Origin of the sequence: Bradyrhizobium sp. CCBAU 53421 (genome assembly GCF_015291625.1) — a bacterium.
Taxonomy (GTDB): Bacteria; Pseudomonadota; Alphaproteobacteria; order Rhizobiales; family Xanthobacteraceae; genus Bradyrhizobium.
Window position 1 is genome coordinate 7735681 of the sequence record NZ_CP030047.1, and the last position, 13534, is coordinate 7749214.

At 57.3% G+C, this 13534-nt stretch carries 13 protein-coding genes and 2 pseudogenes; 5 read left to right on the top strand and 10 right to left on the bottom strand.

Annotated features, from left to right (window positions below; translation table 11 throughout):
- Positions 1-14 precede the first annotated feature (14 nt).
- On the bottom strand, positions 15-662 hold the full coding sequence (locus tag XH92_RS36085) for an acetoacetate decarboxylase family protein (protein ID WP_194456341.1): 648 nt from the start codon (positions 660-662) through the stop codon (positions 15-17).
- A 506-nt stretch (positions 663-1168) separates the two neighbouring features.
- Between XH92_RS36085 and XH92_RS44060 the strand changes: the two are divergent.
- From XH92_RS44060 to XH92_RS43375, 3 genes and pseudogenes are all read left to right on the top strand, one after another.
- Positions 1169-1307 (top strand): annotated as a pseudogene (locus XH92_RS44060) (transposase domain-containing protein); the annotation flags it as partial.
- A gap of 219 nt (positions 1308-1526) precedes the next feature.
- A pseudogene (locus tag XH92_RS36090) lies at positions 1527-2111 on the top strand (sigma factor-like helix-turn-helix DNA-binding protein); the annotation flags it as partial.
- 1453 nt (positions 2112-3564) lie between these two features.
- Positions 3565-3978, top strand: coding sequence for a hypothetical protein (locus XH92_RS43375; protein WP_246787913.1), 414 nt, complete (start codon positions 3565-3567; stop codon positions 3976-3978).
- A 139-nt stretch (positions 3979-4117) separates the two neighbouring features.
- On the opposite strand, the gene XH92_RS36100 is transcribed toward XH92_RS43375, so the two are convergent.
- From XH92_RS36100 to XH92_RS36120, 5 genes are all read right to left on the bottom strand, one after another.
- Positions 4118-4978 carry a MaoC family dehydratase gene (locus tag XH92_RS36100; RefSeq protein WP_194456343.1) on the bottom strand — a complete coding sequence of 287 codons (861 nt, stop codon included), beginning with the start codon at positions 4976-4978 and terminating at the stop codon, positions 4118-4120.
- Between the two features lie 74 nt (positions 4979-5052).
- Positions 5053-5514, bottom strand: a complete 462-nt coding sequence (locus XH92_RS36105) for a PaaI family thioesterase (RefSeq protein WP_194456344.1) — start codon at positions 5512-5514, stop codon at positions 5053-5055.
- A gap of 102 nt (positions 5515-5616) precedes the next feature.
- Positions 5617-6492 carry an enoyl-CoA hydratase/isomerase family protein gene (locus XH92_RS36110; protein ID WP_194456345.1) on the bottom strand — a complete coding sequence of 292 codons (876 nt, stop codon included), beginning with the start codon at positions 6490-6492 and terminating at the stop codon, positions 5617-5619.
- Positions 6493-6649: 157 nt separating this feature from the next.
- The gene (locus tag XH92_RS36115; protein ID WP_194456346.1) at positions 6650-8767 is read right to left on the bottom strand and encodes an acetate--CoA ligase family protein; all 2118 of its coding nucleotides are present in this window, start codon (positions 8765-8767) and stop codon (positions 6650-6652) included.
- 570 nt (positions 8768-9337) lie between these two features.
- Positions 9338-9517, bottom strand: a complete 180-nt coding sequence (locus tag XH92_RS36120; protein ID WP_194456347.1) for a hypothetical protein — start codon at positions 9515-9517, stop codon at positions 9338-9340.
- Between the two features lie 457 nt (positions 9518-9974).
- Here XH92_RS36120 and XH92_RS44065 point away from each other — a divergent pair, with 457 nt between their 5' ends.
- On the top strand, positions 9975-10187 hold the full coding sequence (locus tag XH92_RS44065; RefSeq protein ID WP_371817863.1) for an SDR family NAD(P)-dependent oxidoreductase: 213 nt from the start codon (positions 9975-9977) through the stop codon (positions 10185-10187).
- A gap of 214 nt (positions 10188-10401) precedes the next feature.
- Here XH92_RS44065 and XH92_RS36130 read toward each other — a convergent pair whose 3' ends face one another.
- The 4 genes from XH92_RS36130 to XH92_RS36140 form a co-directional block, all read right to left on the bottom strand.
- Complete coding sequence (locus XH92_RS36130) at positions 10402-11094, bottom strand: SDR family NAD(P)-dependent oxidoreductase (RefSeq protein WP_194456348.1); 693 nt, start codon at positions 11092-11094, stop codon at positions 10402-10404.
- 184 nt (positions 11095-11278) lie between these two features.
- Positions 11279-11443 (bottom strand): aldehyde dehydrogenase family protein, encoded by a 165-nt coding sequence (locus XH92_RS44070; RefSeq protein ID WP_371818106.1) that lies wholly within the window; start codon positions 11441-11443, stop codon positions 11279-11281.
- Between the two features lie 14 nt (positions 11444-11457).
- Positions 11458-11607: an aldehyde dehydrogenase family protein gene (locus XH92_RS44075; protein WP_371817864.1), complete on the bottom strand. Its 150-nt coding sequence runs from the start codon at positions 11605-11607 to the stop codon at positions 11458-11460.
- Between the two features lie 120 nt (positions 11608-11727).
- Entirely contained in the window at positions 11728-12906 is a 1179-nt protein-coding gene (locus tag XH92_RS36140) for a Xaa-Pro peptidase family protein (protein WP_194456350.1), read from the bottom strand.
- Between the two features lie 344 nt (positions 12907-13250).
- Between XH92_RS36140 and XH92_RS44080 the strand changes: the two genes are divergently transcribed.
- Positions 13251-13331 (top strand): hypothetical protein, encoded by an 81-nt coding sequence (locus XH92_RS44080; protein WP_371818107.1) that lies wholly within the window; start codon positions 13251-13253, stop codon positions 13329-13331.
- Positions 13332-13534 lie beyond the last annotated feature (203 nt).

Sequence of the window (13534 nt, forward strand, 5' to 3'; positions counted from 1 at the left end):
GATCGCGATTGCGGTCAAGCGAGGGTGCATTGTTGCGACAGGTCGGAAGCGCCGCGGCTCTCGACGCACCAGGCCTCGCGCTGCTCCAGAATCGGCAGCGCCGAGAGGGCCTGAACGATGTGGAACTGGGTGGGCATCTGCTCCCACGTCGTGGAATGAAAGTTCACCCGCCCCTTCCCGACGCGCAGTTTTTCGACGATAGGCTTGCCAGCCGGCGGCTGCAGACAGGCGTGTGCGACGGCGGCTTTGCCCCACTCTCCGGTTTGCGGGATGTACTTGTAGTGCAGCGTGCCAACGCTGCGTTGCTCGCCAAGACCCGGATAGGCCGGCATTCGAGGCGCGGCTTCGGAAAAGTCTGCGAGCCCCAGCCAGGACGCCGTACACGTCACCCGATCGCCCATAATTCGTGGCGGAGGGAGTTCGCACCAAAGCTTTGCGAAGCCGAGCTCCTCGCGACCGCTTATGATCGGATCAGCGAGATTTTCCCAAAGGACCGATAGGAAGTGACCGGCTACCTGGTCGCGCTCCCCGGTGTAGGCCGCCGGGAAACGCACCTGCAGCATCGAGTAACCACGCCCGGCAAGCCAGGCCAGCTCGCTCATCACAATAAATTCGACCGTCACCACGGGCTCGCCAACCAAGCCGAACCCTGGAGGCAGCAAACCGTTGAGGTGATCTCGGTCAGTGAGGAAGCTTACCGTGCGAGGTGAGAGGCGGTAACGCCAACGGCGCGATCGCGCCTTCCTCTCGCAGCAGCGACAACCATCGCTTCAGCGCTGCCCGGTCACCGGTTGGATAGACTGCTTCCCGCCTCGATGTCGGAGGTACCGCTCAACGACCTGCTCATCGAGATCGACCAGCTTATAGCGACGGCCCGCGATCCAACTCAGGAGCCCTCCAACCACGTTGAGGCAACGCCACGTACCGTGCCGAACGAGCCTCTCTTCGACGAGACGAGCGCGTAGCGCTCGACAAACTGTCCGTGCGGCCCGCTTCTGAGACGCCGGTACAGCCGGCTTCTGCCCAAGTACTCTTCAACTTCCATCTTCCTGTTCTCCGCTGTTGAAAGTGGAGGTACAGAACGAACTATGCCGAACCGACCAAACGCCGGTCAGCGAGAAATCTGGGGAAAACGATCCGACTCGACATAGTTCGGCGGGCGGCATAAACCTGCAAGCTGAACGACATAGATCCGCTCGCCTACCTCACCGGCGTGCTGACCAATCGTCAACGGTCATCCGAACCGCGACATCGACCAGCTATTGCCTTGGGCCCACCGCAATCAGTTCCTCAAAGCCGTGGCCTGAGGACGACGCTCTGATGTCCGCTGTCAAGGATTAGAACGCAGAGCATTGTCCGATTGCGTGTTTCGGCAATTTCCGGACAGCAATTTCGCTAATTCGCGGACAGCGATTTCAGTAATTCCGGGACAGTGATTCCGCTAAATCGCGGACAGTTGCGGGAGGTTGGTTTTCGGGAGCGCCGTTCAGGCAATGTTCTCTCTCAAGCTGAGTTTGAGAGGGGCAATGCCGAGACGGAAGCAAGCGAAACGAATTACTGTGAAGGACCTACGATCGATCCTGAGGCTGACGTACGAGCAGGACCTGTCGGTTCGGGAGATCTCGGAACGGCTGCAGATCAGCAAGAGTTCGGTTGCCACCTACCTGCTGCGAGCGCGTGAAGCGGGTTTGAGCTGGCCGCTGCCGCCGATTTACGAGAACGAGGCGGCCTTGCAGCGAGCCTTGTTCCGGCGGGTCGGGCGGCCCCCGCAGGACTTGAGCGAGCCCGAGTGGCCACGGGTGGCGCAGGAGCTCAAGCGCAAGGGCGTGACGTTGACGCTGCTGTGGCAGGAATACCGGACGGCGCATCCCGACGGCTATGGTTACACGTGGTTCTGCGAGAAATTTGACGCCTATCGGCGCCGGGCGAACCCGACCTTCCGTCATCGCCACGCGGCGGGTGCAGTGATGCAGACCGACTATGCCGGTCCGACGGTGGAGGTGATCGATCCGCAAACCGGCGAGATCCGTCAGGCGCAGATATTTGTCGCGGTGCTCGGGGCCTCGTCGCTGACCTTCGCTTCGACATCCCGCATGTCGGCCTCTTTGCCGTCATCGTCGCCGACGGCCGTGATCTCGCCGCAGCGCATCGCCTGCGCAATGAACTCCTGGTCGAAGCGTGGTGGCGACGCGCCGATTTCGTCTTTGACGGGCAGCCTCTCGCCGCGTCTTTGGCCTATGCGAAAACCCTCGAAGACAACTATCGTCCTCGCCCTCGCAGATGGCATCCGCGAAATGTTCGAAGGCCGCGTCCGCGACGGGCGCTCGGTGCGGCAGACACCGCCACGGGCACCATGAGCACCGCGCCTTCGCGTCGCACCAAATCGATATAGGCGGCGATGGCTTCGTAGACGGCCGCGGAGGTTCGCTGTGCGGCTTTGCGCGGCCTGTGATCAGAAGACGGCCTTCGTGCCACATGAATACCGGCATCTGGTACCAAGGCTCGAAACGGTCGTGTGTCGAACCTTTCCGAAGCGAGAGACTTATCCTGTCCCGGAGAAGAAAGTCGTCAAATCATGCCGGGACGCGCTTACATCAGGCGAATTTGCCAATCGTGACGCAGAACTTCGTTGTCAAAATCAGCCGGACCATGCGCATTCGGACGGGCTGACATGATCAGTTCGTCCAGATCCTAATCCCGTTCCCGCTTCCGTACCTTGCCACTTCAGGCAGCACCCTGCGGCAGGTAGCCAGCATCACTTTTTACCTGCTCTATGAATCAATGCAGGAGTGGGAGTTGGCGGCGACTCGATCGAGCCCTTGTGTCCGCCGCCGTCAATCCGGCTCACCATCACGAAGGGCTCTTAAGCAGCGCGATGAGCCTGTGGACGGCCTGGAAGGCGCCGAGCCGCAGATGTGGTGGAGCGATTGATTCCATAGCGTTGAGCTTCTCTATCGGATTTGCCGCCCGGTCGACAGATGAGCCTCAATCACAGTGACACGCTCACAGTTGAGCTACTCGCAGGATGATAACGCGCACGTGCGCCTGACGCTCGTGGCACGCTTCTGGTCGACGCCAAGATGCGCCCACGGCGGCGGACGCTGGGATCCAGAGCTCAGCTCGCCGCTCGGGCGGCAATTGGTCCTCGAGCGGTGGCTTGGTGGTAGGTTGGTCGTCTGAAACTGCGAGATCTACTGATTAGGCGCAGAAATTCGGCGATAGCAAAGCCCGGATTAGATGAATTTGACTTGAAGCAGTGCTATAATTTTCTTCATGACATCACAAATCCAACGCTCTCTCGGAGTCCTCCTCCTCGAGCGCGGACTGCCTCGGGACGCGCCGCGCCCATACCTACCTGGCTCGATGCTGAATCCGGCTACTTACGATTTTCCGATAATATCGGAAACAGTCGCGGGAGCTTGGGTGGAGAATGTCGTCCAAGGTGATCCAGCGCTGGAGCCGTCCTACATTGCAGCCGCCCGGCGGCTAGTCGAGAGGGGGGCCGTCGCAATAAGCTCTAACTGTGGCTTTTCTATCCGACATCAGGCTGCGGTGGCGACATCGGTGAACGTTCCTGTGGCGATGTCGAGCCTTCTTCTGTTACCAGCATTGCTCCGACAGCTGCCGAGGTCCGCCAAGGTCGCCGTCTTGACTTACGACTCGACCCAATTGGGCGAAGATCTGCTTGGGGTCGATGATCCGGCCGAGCGGGCAAGAATCGTGATCGGCGGTATTGAAGGCAGCAAGTTCTGGAACGACGAGCTGAAGCGACCGGCCCCCCCCGTTGATGTGTCCGCGATTGAGACGGATGTGGCCGCCTGCGTCGCGCGACTCCGTGCGGAGCATCAAGAGATCAGTGGAATCCTGTTCGAATGCACAGGATTTCCGCTGGTCGCGCCGGCAATCCGTCGTCTCACGAAATTGCCTGTCTACGACATCACAAGCCTTTGCCGGATGATGATCGCGTCGATCGCCTGATGGCATTTTACATGTAGGGAACACGCACAGGCTTGGGCAGATAGCCCATTTCGCGCTAAGCAACCTCGAACCGTCAGCTCCTGGGCGATGCCCTCAACTGAACGATGCGATCACTAGGGGGTAGGCCACGTTTAGCAGATCACCCCAGCACCGTCATACCGTTCTTGATCACGGTAACGCCGCGCGCCTTCACCTTGGCTTCGAACGAGATCACATCGCCGTCCTTCCACATCTCGAGTGTCAAGGTTTCACCGGGATAAACGGGCGCCGAAAACCGGGCTGCGTGCCGCCGGAAGGCCGCTGGATCGTAGTCGGCGTATGTTTGCAAGATCCCGCGGCAAGTGATCCCGTAGGTGCACATCCCGTGCAGAATGGGCTTGGGAAAGCCGGCGTGCCGCGCATATTCTGGATCGGAATGCAATGGATTCCGATCGCCGCAAATCCGATAGATCAACGCTTGGTCAGGGCGAGTCGCGATTTCGATGGTCTTGTCTGGAGTACGGGACGGCATCAGGTGTGGTTTAAGCTGGTTGCCCGCCGGTCCGCCAAAGCCACCATCTCCGCGAGCGAAGAACGAGCCAACCACGGTCGCCAGAGGTTCGCCATCGTTGCTCTTCAGCACGTGCTGAGTTCGGATAACCGCTCCCTTGTCCTTGCCCTTATCGTAAACAGCGATGACGGAAGAGTCGGCCGTGATGTGCGCGGCCGCCGCGAGCGGCTTGTAAAAGGTTATATCGCGCTCGCCGTCCACTTCCATTAGACGGTTGTAGTTCAGTTCACCTACTGTTGCGCTGTAAGCGACTACGGTCGCGAAGGTTGGCACTACCTTCAGAGGCCGTGGCGTCGCCGTCGCCTCATTAACGAACGCAAGCTCTCTCTCATCCATGGGATCAGCTCCCATGCCAATGCAATAGGCGTAGAGCATGGCCTCTCGATCGGCGTAACTAATTTTCTGGCCAAAGTTCTTCATGGCCATAATTCGCTCGTAGTCAATTGGCATATGCGTCTTTCTTCTACTAGGACGGAGACTTTCGGCTAGCAAAGCTCGAGAGGCCAAACTGAAAATTTGCCAAGTTAGGAGCTTGACTGTGCTACGGACTTCTTCTGCCCTCGCTTGACCGTACCGGAGAACGTGAACAAGATCCGCTCATTGGTAGTCAACCGGCCTTGCACGAAGATGAGCGAGCGGCCGGCTCGGGTGATTTCGCAGTTGCCCATGATTAGATCCCCCTCCTGCGCAGCATCAATAAAGCTGCCGCTGAAGTTTATGGTTGTGGGCGCCTGTCCTTCAAGCACCGGTAAGGTGGCCACGCTTAGGCAAAAGTCGGCAAATGTCATCAAGCAGCCGCCGTGCACGTTTCCCGAGTCATTGCAGTGCTTTTTCTCAACCCGGAATGCGCTGCGCACGCTGCCGCCTGGCTCCTGCCGGTACCAAAATGGCCCGCTATGGATTTCATAGGGAGTATGGACAGACGTTCGCCACCCCGAGAACTCACCACAGGCGCTCCCGTGGACGTTCGAATTATCAGAAGTCATTTTGAAAGTTCCCGCAAAGAAAGAAGCCTTCTGTTGCCGATGTTTAGCCTTAGAATCCGATCTGCCGATAGAAGGCTTACTTTGCCCTAGCCGATAGAAGGCTTACTCTGCCCTGGAAGGCTTTTCAGCTGTGCTGTTCAGCTTCGCCGCTTTCGATTCAAACGGCTCAAAGATCCCATTGCGCCACTTCAGAGCCGCCTCAAGGCCATCGGACACAATAAGCTCACCGAAGCGCTTAAACTCCGATTGCGAGTTTTCCATTATCAAGTTGGCTTCGGCACCATAGCGCAGCGCAGAATCGAAACCTGCCACTTGTAGTGAATGGTTGAGAGCTCTTTTGCTCCAAACTAGAGTCGGCATGGCGATCCGCGACATGCGCTTCGCGATGCGAGTAACTTCTTCGTCGAGGCGGTCTTTCGGAAAGACCCGGTTCACTAGACCGAGCCGATACGCCTCTTGAGCATCGAACATGTCCCCCGTGTAGATCAGCTCGCGACAACGTTGACCGATCACCCAAGGCATTGCCATGGTCAGGACACCAGAGGCAAACCGTGTCTCACTGACCTGGAAGCGTGAATCTTCAGAGCAATAGCGAAGGTCACACAAAGTTGCGAACTCTAGGCCGCCGGCCAAGCAGTAGCCGTCGATCATCGCGATTACGGGCTTGGTGCATCTGAACGGAGAATAGTTGAACTGGAAGTCTTTACTATTGCGCCTGTCATAATGTTCGAGCAAACGCGGCTCCCCAAACTTCACTTCATTGTCTGGATCGTCGAGATCGTAGCCGGCCGAAAATGCGCGTCCCCCGGCACCAGTAATCACGATCACCCGAACTTCCGGATCGCGTTCGGCAGTCGCCATCGCATCTTGGACTTCGCCACAGAGTTTAAGAGAAAGCGCGTTCATTTTCTTGGGTCGATTGAACGTGATCCGCGCGACGCGATCGTCTGCTTCGTAGAGAATGGTGCTGTAAGTCATCAGATGCTCCTATGGGTTAAACGGTCAAATGCCAACCACTGATCTAATTTCTAATCAGTGGTGACAGAATCGGAACGCGTTAGCCGGACTTGCTCACTTAATCGCAACGCCGCTCCCATGTCTTGAGAGCAACGGCTCCGGATCTCGTCGACTGATATCATTTCCTCCGCGAACCGTTCGCACCGGAGGCGGGGACGATAAGCGCATCAACTGCGACGACACCCTGCTTCCGCACAAAGAGAGGATTGATGTCAATTGAGCTGATTTGGTCTCCAAGACCCCGCGCGATCGCATCGAGTCGTCTCACAGCTCCAAACAGAGCTTGAGTATCGAGGGCAGCCGCACCGCGCACCCCACGCAAGAGCTTTTCCGCGCGCAGCTCCGAGAGCATCTGCTCCGGTTCGCCTACCCGAAGACCTGCGGGGCGCAGAGCTGCATCGTCCATGATCTCCGTCCAGATGCCGCCCTGGCCGACCAATACGAAGGTTCCCAGAACGTCATCGGTCTCCAGACCCAAGATCATCTCGACCCCATCTCGCACATACGACTGGATAATGAGCAACTTTGAACCTGCAGCTAGTAGCTTTTTCGCTGCGGCGGACACTTCTTGCGCATCTCGCAAATTCGTGATCACACCGGACAGCTCGGTTCGATGCAGTACGTCGGTGTCTCCGATCTTCACGACAACGGGGTACCCAAGCTCGTCAGCCGCATTGACTGCGGCATCGACGCTCGTCACGAAACGGCTCTCGACGACAGGAATGCCCGCGGCCGCCAGAAAATCCAATGCAGGCCTTCCCGCGAAAGGCTTTCCCCGGAAGTCATGAAGCCGCGCGGCCATCCCGAGCGTGTCGATCGGCGGCTGGTCCGCGATCGGCGGCACAGGTCGCCTCCACGTCACGGCTCGGTCGAGCGCGCGAAAAGCCTCCTGCTGACCAAGGACGGCGACGTTCTTTTCCAGGAAACGGTCGATTTGCTCGGGCAACGCCGAAGCATCCACCGGCGTGATCAAAGTGACAAGCTTGTCCGTCCTCCCGGCGACTTCCACTGCGCAGTCGGCCCACATTTCCTGCTCCTCGCCTGTCGTGCCGACGTGATTCGGGTCGTAGGGAGTTACAAAGATGTCGACATTCGCGTCGCTTGCGATTGCATCATAAATTTTGGCAGAATCTTCCTTCTGGTTCTTCAGACCCCAGAAGTCTAGAGGGTTCCCGCAAGCCGCGAGATCTGGTAACACGCTACGGAGCGTCTTCACCGTCTGGAGCTCAAAGTCAGGATAACTGAGCGCTTCGCACTTCGACGATTCGTCCAGGATCATTTCAAGCCACGCACCTGACGACGAGGCCAATCCAAGCCTCCCCTCCCCCGGTGATCGCCCCCCCTGCATTGCAATGGCTGATGCGAGCAACTCCTCATAAGAGTCGACCTGCACCACGCCGTGCCTTTTAAAGAGCCCGCTGTAGAGTCGGAACGGTGCGGCAAGCGCACCCGTATGCGCCGCGGCCGCCTTTTGAGCAGCGTCAGTACGTCCCGACTTCAGCAAGATTACGGGCTTTCCGGCGTCACGCGCTCGGTCGCACTCGAAGAAAAAACGCTCGGGATCGCGAAGCGTCTCAATGAACCCGCAAATAACTCGCACTTGTGGATCGTCAACGAAGTACCGAAGGAAATCGGCACTTCCCGTAACAGCCTCGTTTCCACAGGACACCACATGACTCCAACGCACGCCGCGCCTATTTGCGACGAGGGCGTTTTTTGGCCCACCTCCTTGCGCAATAAGAGCCACGTGCCCCGCCTTCTTGGGCTCGAACGCTCCCAAATTGAGGTGCACGCGATCAGCCCAATTGATCAGGCCGCTACAGTTCGGCCCGACAACCGCCATTCCTGACCTTCGCGCTACATTCACAAGCCGCGCCTGCGCCGCGGCCCCTTCCGCCCCCGCTTCAGCGAAGCCCGTAGCAACCGTTACCGCCGCCCGCACTCCGACGTCTGCCGCCTCTTCGATAGCAGCGACCGTCGACGCCGCATCTCGCAGAACAAAGACAGCGTCCGGCACGAACGGCATGCTCTTGATCGACGGATGGCACGAATAACCCGCGACCTCCTCGTACCGCGGATTCACCACGGCCACCTTACCTGAGTAGCCAAGCTGCTCCAGTAGCCTAAGGAACTGAGGACCAAACTTTGAATTCGGGCTGGCGCCGACCAAGCCTATAGACTTCGGCCGGAAGAGAGCTGATAGGTCGCTGTCGCTGGCCATCTGCGGTTTGTTCATGCCGGCACGGTCTCCATTTTCAAGCATCGGGAGTAGTGGAACCCCAGATGGCCTCGATGCTAGTTAGTTAATCGCGTTCCACGATCGAGCGTTTTACTTTGGTTTTCCGCTTAAGCTCGTCGCGTTGCTTCAGGTTTGCAACAATCAGCCTGTCGAGTTGATGAGGAATAATCGCGATCATTTGGACTGGCCCCGAGCAATCCATGAATCACCGACATTTCCCCGGAAGTATCCCCTTTGCAGCGAGAATGGCCTCGCGCGGCTGCGATGAATGTAACGCGAGCCGACGCACAAACGCCATGAAATACCCTCGACAGCGCAGGATTGCTGCAAAATGTCCGGGGAATCAGCCCGGAATGCCCTGCATCTGAAATAGAACGCAAAAGTTCACCGATCACGAATTGGCTCAAATTCGGCATGTTCGCTACTTGCTGAGGCACAAAATCTCCGACGAGTAGAAAGAACAAATCGGCAAGCATGACTCGGTACTTTTGGGCGAGGTCGGCTGGTCGGACCACATCTCTCCCCGGGGCTCGCTGATTGAGTGGCGTTGCGAACTCGATCAACATGTCAACCTTCGTCCGGTTCGCGTGTGTCGGCCGTCACCCCGCCGTTTGCCAGCCGCAAGCCCGGCAGCATCAACTTGTTCGTGGTCCGCGAGGGCATCGGTTGGGAATATCCCTCGATCGACGGCCGGATCTTGAAGTAGCGAGGGAAAGAGCGATGATAGCGCGCATCGGTCTCGACCATATTCTTTCGCCTTCGACCTCGCCCAGAGCGTGGAGACGAGACCTCACTTCGGAGAGCAAGTCGGACGGCATATCGATCACAATGGCGAACGTGCACCGCGCCGACCCATCGCTCATCCCGTCGGCGGCGATGATGCTCGATTATTGATGCGGGCCGGAGCACCAAGAAGGCATCGTCGGTGCGCTGGAGACCGCGCTCACCGATGAGAGACTGCACACGTGCGATCGCGGCGGCAAGCCAACACGATCGCCAAGGGCGAGGAGACGCATCACGCCATCGACTAAGACGAGGGGGCGCGAAGCTTTTCGGTGTGAGCTTTTGCTAACCATCCAGAAACGATCGACGGTTGCGCCTTGCGGCGGAGAGGAGTCCGCGCGCGCCTCGGCTGTCGCTTCGCGCATCCCGTGGCGGGAGAGCCATCGTCAGCGAATCTCGCGAGCGCGGTGCCGACGTGTACGTGGAGGATATTGCCGGCGAGCGTGTCTTCCACGCTGACCTTGCCGCTGCAAGCGGGAATCGGGCCATGATCAGCCATGTCCCCGCAGCCGCTGGACATCTCGACATGCTTGTCTTGAATGCCGGATGTCAGTTCTTCGCACCAATCGATCAGTTTCCGGACGCCGAATGGGAGCGTTGCGAGGCGCGATGCTGGACGGACCATTCCTGGTGAGCCCCGATGCTTCCGGGCTGAACGGCGTGTGCGTCCCCATCATGTCGTCGCGAAGGGGCCACCTAGGCCGAGGCTGGCGCAATTGCGCGTTGCGATATGCAGGATGTCACTTTTTTAATTTTCAGTACTGTTGGGTGCCTGGCAAGTGCGGAAGCGATGCTGGCTGCACGAAACCATCGTTTCAAACAGCATGCGATGAAGACTTTCTCCTCTTTCAAAGCATGGGCTCGTATTGGCAATGCACAAGCAGTTCCGAAACTCCCGCATTGTTCGGCAAGCGAAGGACCGTCTCTACTAACTCTGCGAGATCTTCAGGCTGCGTCATTTCACCGCGCGGAATGTCAGTCGAATTTATTGTCATGTCCGTAGCGACATGCCCAGGGCAGACGACCGTCGCCCGAATGCCCGCTTCGCGTTCTTCGCGTCGGATACCGTGGGTGAGTGCTACTACCGCGAATTTGCTCATCGCATAACCCACATTTGATGCGACGCGCTTCCCTGAAAGCGAGCCAAGATTGACAATGCGTCCTTGTCCGCACGCCCTGAGGTATGGCAACGCAGCGCGAATCACACGCAGAGGTCCCTTTACGTTGACCTGCCACATTTCGTCCAGGAGGTCCTCTTCGTTGTCCGACACATTCACCCTGTGGCTTATGCCTGCCGCATTTACGACGGCATCGATGCGACCAAACTTAGACACTGTTGAAGCCACCCAAGCCTCGGCAGACCCAGGTTCGATCGCATTGTAGCGGTTCGCCATAAAACGCTCTTTCGACGTGCACTGATCTGGCTGACGCATCCCAGCCGAGACGGTGAAACCTGAGTTGAAGAGGCGATCGGCAACCGCGCGACCGATACCTCGCGATGCCCCCGAAACCATTACGATGCGTCCGTGTGATGCCAACATCTCCATTTCTCCACTAGCGTTCGAGCCCGGTGCCGATTGCTATGCGATAGGCTCGCAATAGGTACCATGTCTTCAAAAAGAGGATCCTGTGAGGCAAACGCTCAGCAGGAGGATCGATTCTGGACCTCGTCACTGATGCTCACGTGTCAGCCCCCGATACGAACTCAGGTGATCCCGCTCGAGATTAGATGCCGTTGCGGATTGCGACCCTCTTCAGGAGCGCAAGCCGCACAACCTCCTCGAATCCATTTTCAAGACCCAAACCGGATCGTTTGACACCACCAAACGGCGCCTCCGCCGAGCCATAATTGTTTACGAAGATCTGCCCTTCTTCAATGCTGCTGCACAGACACGTTGATCGGCCTAAGTTTGCCGTCCGTTCTCGTCTCGGAAGCTCAGGGCAACGAGTACGGGCCCGAAGATTCTCTCCTGGGCCAAAGCCTGAGTGGGAGGAACACCCCCGATCAAAGTCGGTCGCGCAATGCGACATCTTTCCCGTGATTGTAAGGCCACACTGTTAGCGGGAGTTACCGCACCCCGCGCATACAGAACATGCCTGCCAAACTCTCGGGACTGATGCGGAAGCCGACTGCATGATCAAAGCCTTCCAGCAGGTCTATTGCTTTCGCGCCGCTATGGATGGATTTCGAATAGCTCGCGCGGCAACTTCGAGAACGTTTCGACCCCGCCTTTTGTGACTCGGATTGTCTCGCTGAGTGAGTACCCAAAATCTTCGTCGATCCAATTCCCCAGCATCAAATGGAACGTCATGTTTGGTTGTAAGATAGTACGATCATCTTCCTTGAGGCTTGCAGTCGGCTCAAGCCAATCGAGGCCGATAGCATACCCGCAACGCGATTCTTTTTCGAACCCGTGCTTTCGAAGCGTGTTTTTGAAGGCAGTTGCAACGTCCGCACAAGTAGCACCCGGCTTAACGGTCAGCAGTGCGGCCTCCAGGGCTGCGACCTCGCCCTCATGAATACGGCGCAGCCGATCGGACGGCTTGCCGATCGATAAGGTTCGCATGAGCGGCGAAACGTAGCCGTGACGGACTCCAGTAAACTCCAAATTGACCTGGGAGCTTTCCCGGAACGTCTCTTCGGTCCACTTTATGTGGCAAGTGCCCGTTCGCGGCGAAGCGCATAAGAAGAACGAGTGATGTACATCAGTGCCGACTTTTCCGTTTGCGCCGCGCGCCAACGTTGAAATGATCTCAGCAGCAGCGTCCGCTTCCCTTACCCCAGGACGTACAACCTCTTGCGCTCGTCGCATTCCAGCATCGGTAATGGCCGCGGCCTCTCGCATCACGGCAATTTCCAAATCTGATTTTACCAGACGAATCCACGAGACCCCGTTGCTGAAGTCATCAATCGACGCTTCAGGAAGCCGAGATTTGAATTTGGCAATTGTTTGTGGGGTTAGAAACTTTTCCTCGAGACCAATCCGCCTCTTTGCAACACCACTGTCGAGAAGGAAGTCAACAATTGTATCAAAGCCGTCCCTCTCCAGGTTTCCGATTAATCCTTCCGGATAACCAATAATTTGATTATGGGCCAAAAACGTTTGATAGATTGCAGCCGGCGCATCCATGCGTCTCAGGATGAAAGTCGGCTCTTCGTCTTTCAACGAAACGATTAGACCTTGAGGTACATAAGCGGACTTGGCGGTGTAACCCGTGAGATAACCAATGTTTTGGGGTGTCGTTACGATCAGAACATCGATTCCGCGCTGCTGCATTTCAGATTTTACTGCTGAGAGTCTTCGCAGATATTCAGTCCGAGGAAATGCTTGCGGGCCTTTTGGCATTGCCATGACTTCAGTTCCTTCTACACAGCAGACTTCTCTTGGATGCGATCGAAAGGCACTCACCGTCGGGTGAGCAACTCTTATCGGGTTGCTTCTCGATGATAGACGGTCTCCTGCGCCGAATTTGATTGATAAGTTAACATATCTTGCTCATTTCCTGAATGGACACACTCTAAATCGGAGTTTTTTTAGCAGAGCTTGTCGCAACATAGGATGCGTCACCTCACCGGAGTAGGCAGGAGGATTAAATCGTGGCATATAGCACAATCCTGTACGAGGCGAACGACCGCGTCGCTTGAATAACTCTTGACCGCCCCGATAAGCTGAATGCATTTACCCATAAGTTTTACGTGGAGTGTTTGGATGCACTCGGAGTGGTCGAGCGCGATCCGGATGTTCGGGTTGTCGTCCTAAGAGGGGCCGGAGATTGAGCATTCTCAACTGGATTTGATGTTGGCGACGAGTCAGGAGACCCAGATCTGACTGCTGACGAGCGGAGTAGGCTGATGAGCAAGTATCGGTAGTTCTGCTACTCTGTTTGGAGCGTTCCCAAACCAACTATTGCGATGATCCACGGCTAGACGATTGCGCGCGTGCAGGCGTAGGCGGGATTGCTCTATTCACGGCGGGCCTG

Bases quoted from the DNA above. Each gene is read 5' to 3' on its own strand.
- XH92_RS36100 (WP_194456343.1), bottom strand. From the start codon at position 4,978: ATGCCAATTGACTACGAGCGAATTATGGCCATGAAGAACTTTGGCCAG.
- XH92_RS36105 (WP_194456344.1), bottom strand. From the start codon at position 5,514: ATGACTTCTGATAATTCGAACGTCCACGGGAGCGCCTGTGGTGAGTTC.
- XH92_RS36110 (WP_194456345.1), bottom strand. From the start codon at position 6,492: ATGACTTACAGCACCATTCTCTACGAAGCAGACGATCGCGTCGCGCGG.
- XH92_RS36115 (WP_194456346.1), bottom strand. From the start codon at position 8,767: ATGAACAAACCGCAGATGGCCAGCGACAGCGACCTATCAGCTCTCTTC.
- XH92_RS36120 (WP_194456347.1), bottom strand. From the start codon at position 9,517: ATGGTCGAGACCGATGCGCGCTATCATCGCTCTTTCCCTCGCTACTTC.
- XH92_RS36130 (WP_194456348.1), bottom strand. From the start codon at position 11,094: ATGTTGGCATCACACGGACGCATCGTAATGGTTTCGGGGGCATCGCGA.
- XH92_RS36140 (WP_194456350.1), bottom strand. From the start codon at position 12,906: ATGGCAATGCCAAAAGGCCCGCAAGCATTTCCTCGGACTGAATATCTG.